General features: G+C 36.7%; 6 protein-coding genes and 2 pseudogenes. 4 read left to right on the forward strand and 4 right to left on the reverse strand.

All coding sequences use genetic code 11. The features are described 5' to 3' along the window. A pseudogene (locus FTT91_RS13955) lies at positions 1-107 on the forward strand (IS5/IS1182 family transposase); the annotation flags it as partial. 4 nt (positions 108-111) lie between these two features. Here FTT91_RS13955 and FTT91_RS13960 read toward each other — a convergent pair. Further along, a pseudogene (locus FTT91_RS13960) lies at positions 112-1,851 on the reverse strand (hypothetical protein); the annotation flags it as partial. Next, the gene (locus tag FTT91_RS13965; protein WP_180169672.1) at positions 1,848-3,275 is read right to left on the reverse strand and encodes a site-specific integrase; all 1,428 of its coding nucleotides are present in this window, start codon (positions 3,273-3,275) and stop codon (positions 1,848-1,850) included. The pseudogene FTT91_RS13960 and the gene FTT91_RS13965, both read right to left, overlap by 4 nt. Positions 3,276-3,706: 431 nt before the next feature. Here FTT91_RS13965 and FTT91_RS13970 point away from each other — a divergent pair, with 431 nt between their 5' ends. Beyond that, positions 3,707-4,651 carry an Arc family DNA-binding protein gene (locus FTT91_RS13970; RefSeq protein WP_087512142.1) on the forward strand — a complete coding sequence of 315 codons (945 nt, stop codon included), beginning with the start codon at positions 3,707-3,709 and terminating at the stop codon, positions 4,649-4,651. 60 nt (positions 4,652-4,711) lie between these two features. Here the strand turns inward: FTT91_RS13970 and FTT91_RS13975 are convergent, their stop codons facing one another. Further along, on the reverse strand, positions 4,712-4,918 hold the full coding sequence (locus FTT91_RS13975) for a helix-turn-helix transcriptional regulator (RefSeq protein WP_004281170.1): 207 nt from the start codon (positions 4,916-4,918) through the stop codon (positions 4,712-4,714). Between the two features lie 160 nt (positions 4,919-5,078). Here FTT91_RS13975 and FTT91_RS13980 point away from each other — a divergent pair, with 160 nt between their 5' ends. Continuing rightward, complete coding sequence (locus tag FTT91_RS13980) at positions 5,079-5,345, forward strand: hypothetical protein (RefSeq protein WP_004281168.1); 267 nt, start codon at positions 5,079-5,081, stop codon at positions 5,343-5,345. A gap of 103 nt (positions 5,346-5,448) precedes the next feature. Next, positions 5,449-6,069, forward strand: a complete 621-nt coding sequence (locus tag FTT91_RS13985) for an HAD family hydrolase (protein ID WP_180169673.1) — start codon at positions 5,449-5,451, stop codon at positions 6,067-6,069. A 156-nt stretch (positions 6,070-6,225) separates the two neighbouring features. Here FTT91_RS13985 and FTT91_RS13990 read toward each other — a convergent pair. Next, on the reverse strand, positions 6,226-6,362 hold a 137-nt coding region (locus FTT91_RS13990), incomplete at its 5' end, for an integrase core domain-containing protein (protein ID WP_180052275.1).

The raw sequence follows: 6,362 nt of genomic DNA on the forward strand, positions 1-6,362 counted from the left end.
AGACCTTTAGAATTCTTGCTGAACGTTATCGCAATCGGCGTAAACGCATGGGTTTACGCCTTAATTTGATTGCTGCAATTTACAACATGGAATTGATTAAAAAATGATTTTTGCAAGAGGTCTAATGTAGCCGAGCAGACTTTTTAGTGATAAAAGCTTGCGTACATCTTCATCGTCAGCGTGGACTGCATAATGCTGGCAAAATAAACAGTGCTCAAATTGCTGACAGTTTGGAGTTGGAGCTTGTTTGGTAAAGCCTAAAGTTTTTTCAGGTTGTAGATTGGTAGTCGTACAAGCCCCGACAGGTAAGGTTTGAACATCAACAGTCTCATCTAGCGTTTGCACAGGAATACGCTCAACGGTTCGAGTTTGTGCTACCGCAACTTCTCTCAACTCATTAAAAAATTGTGAAATTTGCTGAGCTGCATCTTTGAATGAAGTACGTGCATAATTATTTCTTGCTGTATCAAGTGAGTGCCCCATCACTTCAGCTTCAAGCAATAAATCGCCATCGCTCAATTCAACATATTGACTGCTAACATGCTTGCGCCACTCTTGTGGGGTGATCCAGGCCATTTTTGGGAAAATGCGCTGTAAAAATTTTTTTATTAATTGTAATCTGCCGTTGCTTACAGGTCCCAATTGCTGAATTTCGTTACGCAATGGAAAGACAAAATCACATGCTTCATCTTGTACATACCATTCTCGAAGTTCCAGAATCTTCCTAAAAACTGGCTCAAATTTCACCCCAAATTCTGGTCGTACTATCTTGTCACCTGCACGGCTTTTTGTTCCTGAAAACCTGCGCCCTTGGGTACTTGGTAGGATTTCCATCGTATCAAGTTGTAACTGTTGAGCAGTGTCTAGATTTGCACCAGTTTGCGCAATAAATAACAGCATACCAATGGCAAGACCGTAGGAGGCAAGTCTTGTACGCTCTAAATGTCGCTTGTCTTTATTACGTTCTTCAAGTTTACGAATCGCTTGATTGCGATTTTCACGTACACGTTTTCGATACTCACTATCTTCTTCTAACTCAAAATCAGCCAGCATTTTGGAAAGGGCTGGAATAATTGGATATTTGGCTAAATAATTCTGCATATCAAACTGGATATGCTGTTTTTCAGTTTGATGATGAAAGCCCGAGTAAAAATAAAAATCTTCCTGATCCACGGACTGAAAATGTGCTGGAAAATCTGCGCCTTGCATCACAATACGATAAATTTCAAGAAAGACATTCAACAAAGTAGCATACGTCTTCTGATGATCTTCTTTAGCGATTGGAAAAACAGGAACATCGTAACGCTGAGACTGTACTTGCATCGCTTGACTAACAATATCAATTTCATGACAGTCAAATACATATGCGATCAACTTCGCCGCATTACGCTGATATTGCTTTGCTGTATGTGCAGCCAGGTTTTCTTCATCAGTATCTGCAAGCAAAGTGCGATCAACTAAATATTTGCTGTAACGACGATACGCATCTATCACACTGTCTTGACTTGATAAATCAAAATTTTTCTTTTGGCTATCCACCCAATCTAAAAAAAGTTTACTGGTGTAATAAAATAGTCCTTTTGACAAATCTGATCCGCTCATTTGCAACAAATAGTCCGTTAAACACTGCAAAAAATAACGTCTTTTTTCATCAAAAGATGCAGATAACTGTTGTTCTGACAACACTTCGCCAGATAATCTGTTACTGTAGAATAGAGTTCCTATGTCAAATGTCTTAAAAGCAAAAGAAGCTGTCTTATCTCTGCAGACAAGGACGAGTCGCTCATGCTCATTAATTTGTTTATTGATATCTGAAATATGCACAAAAAGTGGAGAGCGTCTAAAATTCATGACAATTCTCCCGCTAAATTGACAGAAGACATCACGTATTTCATTAAGCTTGATTCATACTCATGCTGAATTTTACTGCGCCATTGCAATCGTGATTTATAGTTCAAATACTGCAAAGTCGTACGAATATTGCGATGCCCCATCCTAGCTTGCACATATTCGACCGCTGTCATAGCTGAATGTCCCTCAGGCAGGTGTTGCAACTGGCTTTCAAGCAAGTTCATCCCAAAACTGGCACGTAAGTCATGAAATTTAAAGCTTGGAAATTGCGGATCAATCAAACGAATCTCGGGTAATAGCACGACTTTTAAATAACTACGCACCGCTTCACCTTCATAGAGTTTAAGCCTCGCCCCAAACGAATCAGAGGCTTTGATCTTTTCGATTAGCTCTTGCTGCTCAGCTTTGCTGGTATAGAAAGGTGTGCCCAGTTTGGTGAGAAATACATAATTTTCATCCGACTCGCCATAGCTAGACTTCTGTCTACGCTGTTGTGCTTGTGGGCTATCAATATAAATTTTAAGGTCTTGTGCTAACCAATTCGGGATGAGTAGCGTCATGGGCTTTTGAAATTTGGTATCAATGCCCGTACCCGACCCAACAGGCAGACGGATAAAACCCTGGCTATCGGGCTTACGACCAATTAAGTTTTTGATTCGTAGAGTGCAAATGGTTTGTAAGCGAGCGCCCGTGAATAAGGCAAAATAGAACATCAGCTGATATTCACGTGATGATTTTAGCAGTGCTTTTAATATGACTGTTTGCGATTCAATACTGAGTGGACTTAATTCACCATCATCCGCAATCGTTTCAGGATTCGGTGCTTTGGCTGGAACATGAATCGCAAGATCATGCGACTTAATTGCCATTTTTCGACGTGCGCCAAACTCATTATCCACGGCAATATATTTGTAGACATCTTTAAACGGTATGCCATAGCGCTGATGATCAACCAAATCTTCAGTAACAAGAAATCGGTAAAAGTTCACCACTGCATTAATTCGACTACGTGCCGAACTAACTGAAATTAGACCTAAATTCGCTTGCTCAATTAGACGAGTACGATATTTAAAAATCGCATTTGACTGTTTTAGTTTGTGAAATTTCAAACAGTCCAATTGCTCATCTTCTAAAAAACGCTGAAAATCAACCAACTGATTCGCAATAGATGCAAATGTTTTAAGATCATACTGTATTGTTTGCTCAAGTTTTTTCAGTAAATACAGATTAAAAACTTCAGAAGGGCTGCCATCTCCCTGAATAATCACGGGGAATTCAAGATACGCATCACCATGTTTTTCAAACGCTGCATCATTTAAACAACGGGTTGCATTAACCAACGTCAATAACTGAAATTTTTTGATGCTCACAACTTTGGCTTTCGATTGGTAGCGTGACTGACCATTTTTAAGTTTAGTGCTCATTTTGAGTCTCCTGTTTATTAAAAAACAGGCAAAAAGTGATCTTGAGATAGGATTGACAAAAATGCCCCTATTCATCAAAATACAAATGTCTGATCAGCAATGAAGACATTCATAAGAGCTCATGTTCCCGCATGGGCTTTTATACTTTTTGCCGAATGAAAAAGTTAATTCAATTTTTTTAATTGACCCTCCGTGTTTTGCTTAAATTGAGTTAGAATAAAATTCACTTGTGAATTTAATGATCTGTTTTGCAACAAAGCTTCTTCTTTCAACCAGCTTTTTAATACAGGTGAAATACGTAACTTGAGTTGTGTCGAAGAACTTGATAATTTCATATGAACCAACCTGGTTTAACAATGTGGTTCATCAACAAACCACTTTTAAATTAAAAATCTTTCCCATAATGTAGTCAATAATGGATTGTATTAATTATGTTAATATTACAAGATGCTCAACTGAAAATTCGTCTCCCAAGTGATCTAAAACAAAAAATTGAAGAAGTTGCAAATCAAGAAAAACGCTCAATGAATGCAGAGATAGTTGATCGCTTGGAAAAAAGCTTTCACTTTGTTACTCTCCCTGAAACAAACCCGAAAAATTTAAAACTTGCACACTATCAAATAATTGACCGAAAAGTAGAAGTTGCTGAAAGACTTGCTCATAGCCTAAATCTAATTAATAGCTTCAAAATGAATGCAGTAAAATACTCACACATTGCTAGAATGTGTAAGTATGAAAATGCTGAAGTTTTTCTAAATTGGTTACAAGCCAAACAAGAACCTTCTTTTACTGAGTTAGAGAAAATCGCAGCCTATTTATATATTGATCAGGATTGGTTGATACACGGAGATGGGCATCCCATTCTATCCTCTAACTGGCAGATCGAAAATAATGTAGATTCAAACATCAATTCTCTGTTTTCTCATGTTGACCCTGTTTCCAAACAGGAGATTGAGGCTCAGAAAATCATTCTTGTTCGAAATATATCTGAAGAGGGCAATCTCCTTATCATTAAAGTATTACAAGACTGGCGTGTCGAAGTGCTAACTACCAATATTCACGTTTCTACGTACAATGGAGTGGGTGGACAAAATATGTTAGAAAGTTTTGCTCGCCTATGTTCACAACTATATAAATCTACAAAATATCTAACAAGAACAAATGCCTACTTAATTAATAATGAATTATTTGAAAAAATTCTAACGTGCGAAGAGCACCCATTAGCCCTATTAAAAAAAGAGCACACAAGTATTTGGTGGGAAGCCTTTTGGGATGCAACTGATTCTAATAACGTTCGAAAGGACTTTTTAGACGTATGGCATGACTGGGATCAAACATCCTCTATTGCCATTAATGCCCTTTCTAAAAAATTATAGATGAAAACTAATTTATCAAATCATCACAACTTTCAGCACATCACCCCATGTAATGATGTGTTAACCATTGGTATATTCAAATAAATCCTGCATATTGCAATTAAAATATTTGCACAAGGTATCAGCGACTGAAAGTTCAATTCGTATTGCCCTGTCATAGTAAAGGCTTGTTAGTGTATTGCGATTAATACCGGTCGCCTGAGCCACCTCACTTAACTTTAAAATTTTTCGCTCACCCATCAAATTTGACAACCTACATCTAATCATAACAACCTTTAAATTAAAAAAATAACCTATAGCAGGTTAATTTAACTTGATAAATAACTTCTAACATGATAATTTAACCTACAGCAGGTTATATTGTTTTATTAAAAAACAACTTAGCCGTTCTAAATTTCATTATATAGTTTTTTAAGGAAGTTCAGCTATGAATAACTACTTTTCTCCAAAATTCTCTGTTTCAGAGGAAGTTCGTTCAACTGCTGTTGCACTAATCAAAGAGTTTAATATTGACCGTACATTTGATTTAGCTTTGTTTCTGAATGTTAATCCCAACTTAAATGACCAAGATGCGACTTTAGCCTGGGTGAATTATTTTGAAAAAAATCAACATGATCTCAGTGACTTCAATCATGTTAGACGCCACTTTATGAAAAATTTTCCTAAAATTATGTTTGCAAATTTCAGTGAATAAAATAATCAAAGGGAGATATCAAATATCTCCCTTAATTTTTATAGCAATGCTCTTATGGTAATCTCAACAAAAAGTGAAATTCAATTTAATTGGTTGTAAAAATATGGAATTATTTATAAAAGCAGGCCATATTGAGCCTTCAGTCATTATTTTTGACGTGTTTGGTACACTTGTAAAAATAGAGGAAAGACGTTCCCCATATAGAAAATTAATGAAATGGCTAAAAGAAAATGGGCGACAACCAAAACCTGATGATGCCAAATTTATTATGTCCTACAATTTGAATTTGGTAGAGCTTACAAAGCGATTAGCAGTAAATATTCCAGACCAATTTCTGCAAGAACTTAAGCATGATTTAGATGAAGAGTTACGCTCTATTACACTGTATGAAGACACCTTATCAACTTTGGAAGAATTAAAGAAATTGGGGATTAAATTGGCATTATGCTCAAATTTAGCCATGCCATATGGAAAAATTGTTTCTTCATTATTACCGCCCCTTGATGCTTATGCTTGGAGTTATGAAGTTGCTGCAATTAAACCTGAGTCGAAAATCTATCAGTCACTCATTGACCAACTAGGTTGCCAAGCTTCAGCAGTCCTATTTATTGGGGATACAGCACTTGCAGATTTTACAGGGCCGACAGCATTTGGTATGTCTGCTAGATTGATCAATCGTCAAAATAGCCAAACATTGGCAGAAGTTTTAAACGACATACTTTAACAACTCGTAGACGTCCCCCTAATAGTGAATACTCACAGCTCCTCGTCTTTCCATTTTTTAAATTCTGAAATTCGTTCATCAAGCTCTAGAACCTAAAAGGTGGTTCCACTTGTTTGAACAACTAAAAGCGTATTTATAAGTGATATTCCGCTCTAGTTAAGCCACTTTGTTTTGTTGGGGTAGCTGATCATAGTAAAACTCATTTGGTGTCATTTTGTCTAGACTCGAATGAGGTCGTTTCAGATTATAAAACTCAAAATATGCACTCAATTGCTTTTTCGCATCTGTGACAC

Origin of the sequence: Acinetobacter sp. YH12021 (assembly GCF_013420145.1) — a bacterium.
In the GTDB taxonomy this organism is placed as follows: Bacteria; Pseudomonadota; Gammaproteobacteria; order Pseudomonadales; family Moraxellaceae; genus Acinetobacter; species Acinetobacter towneri.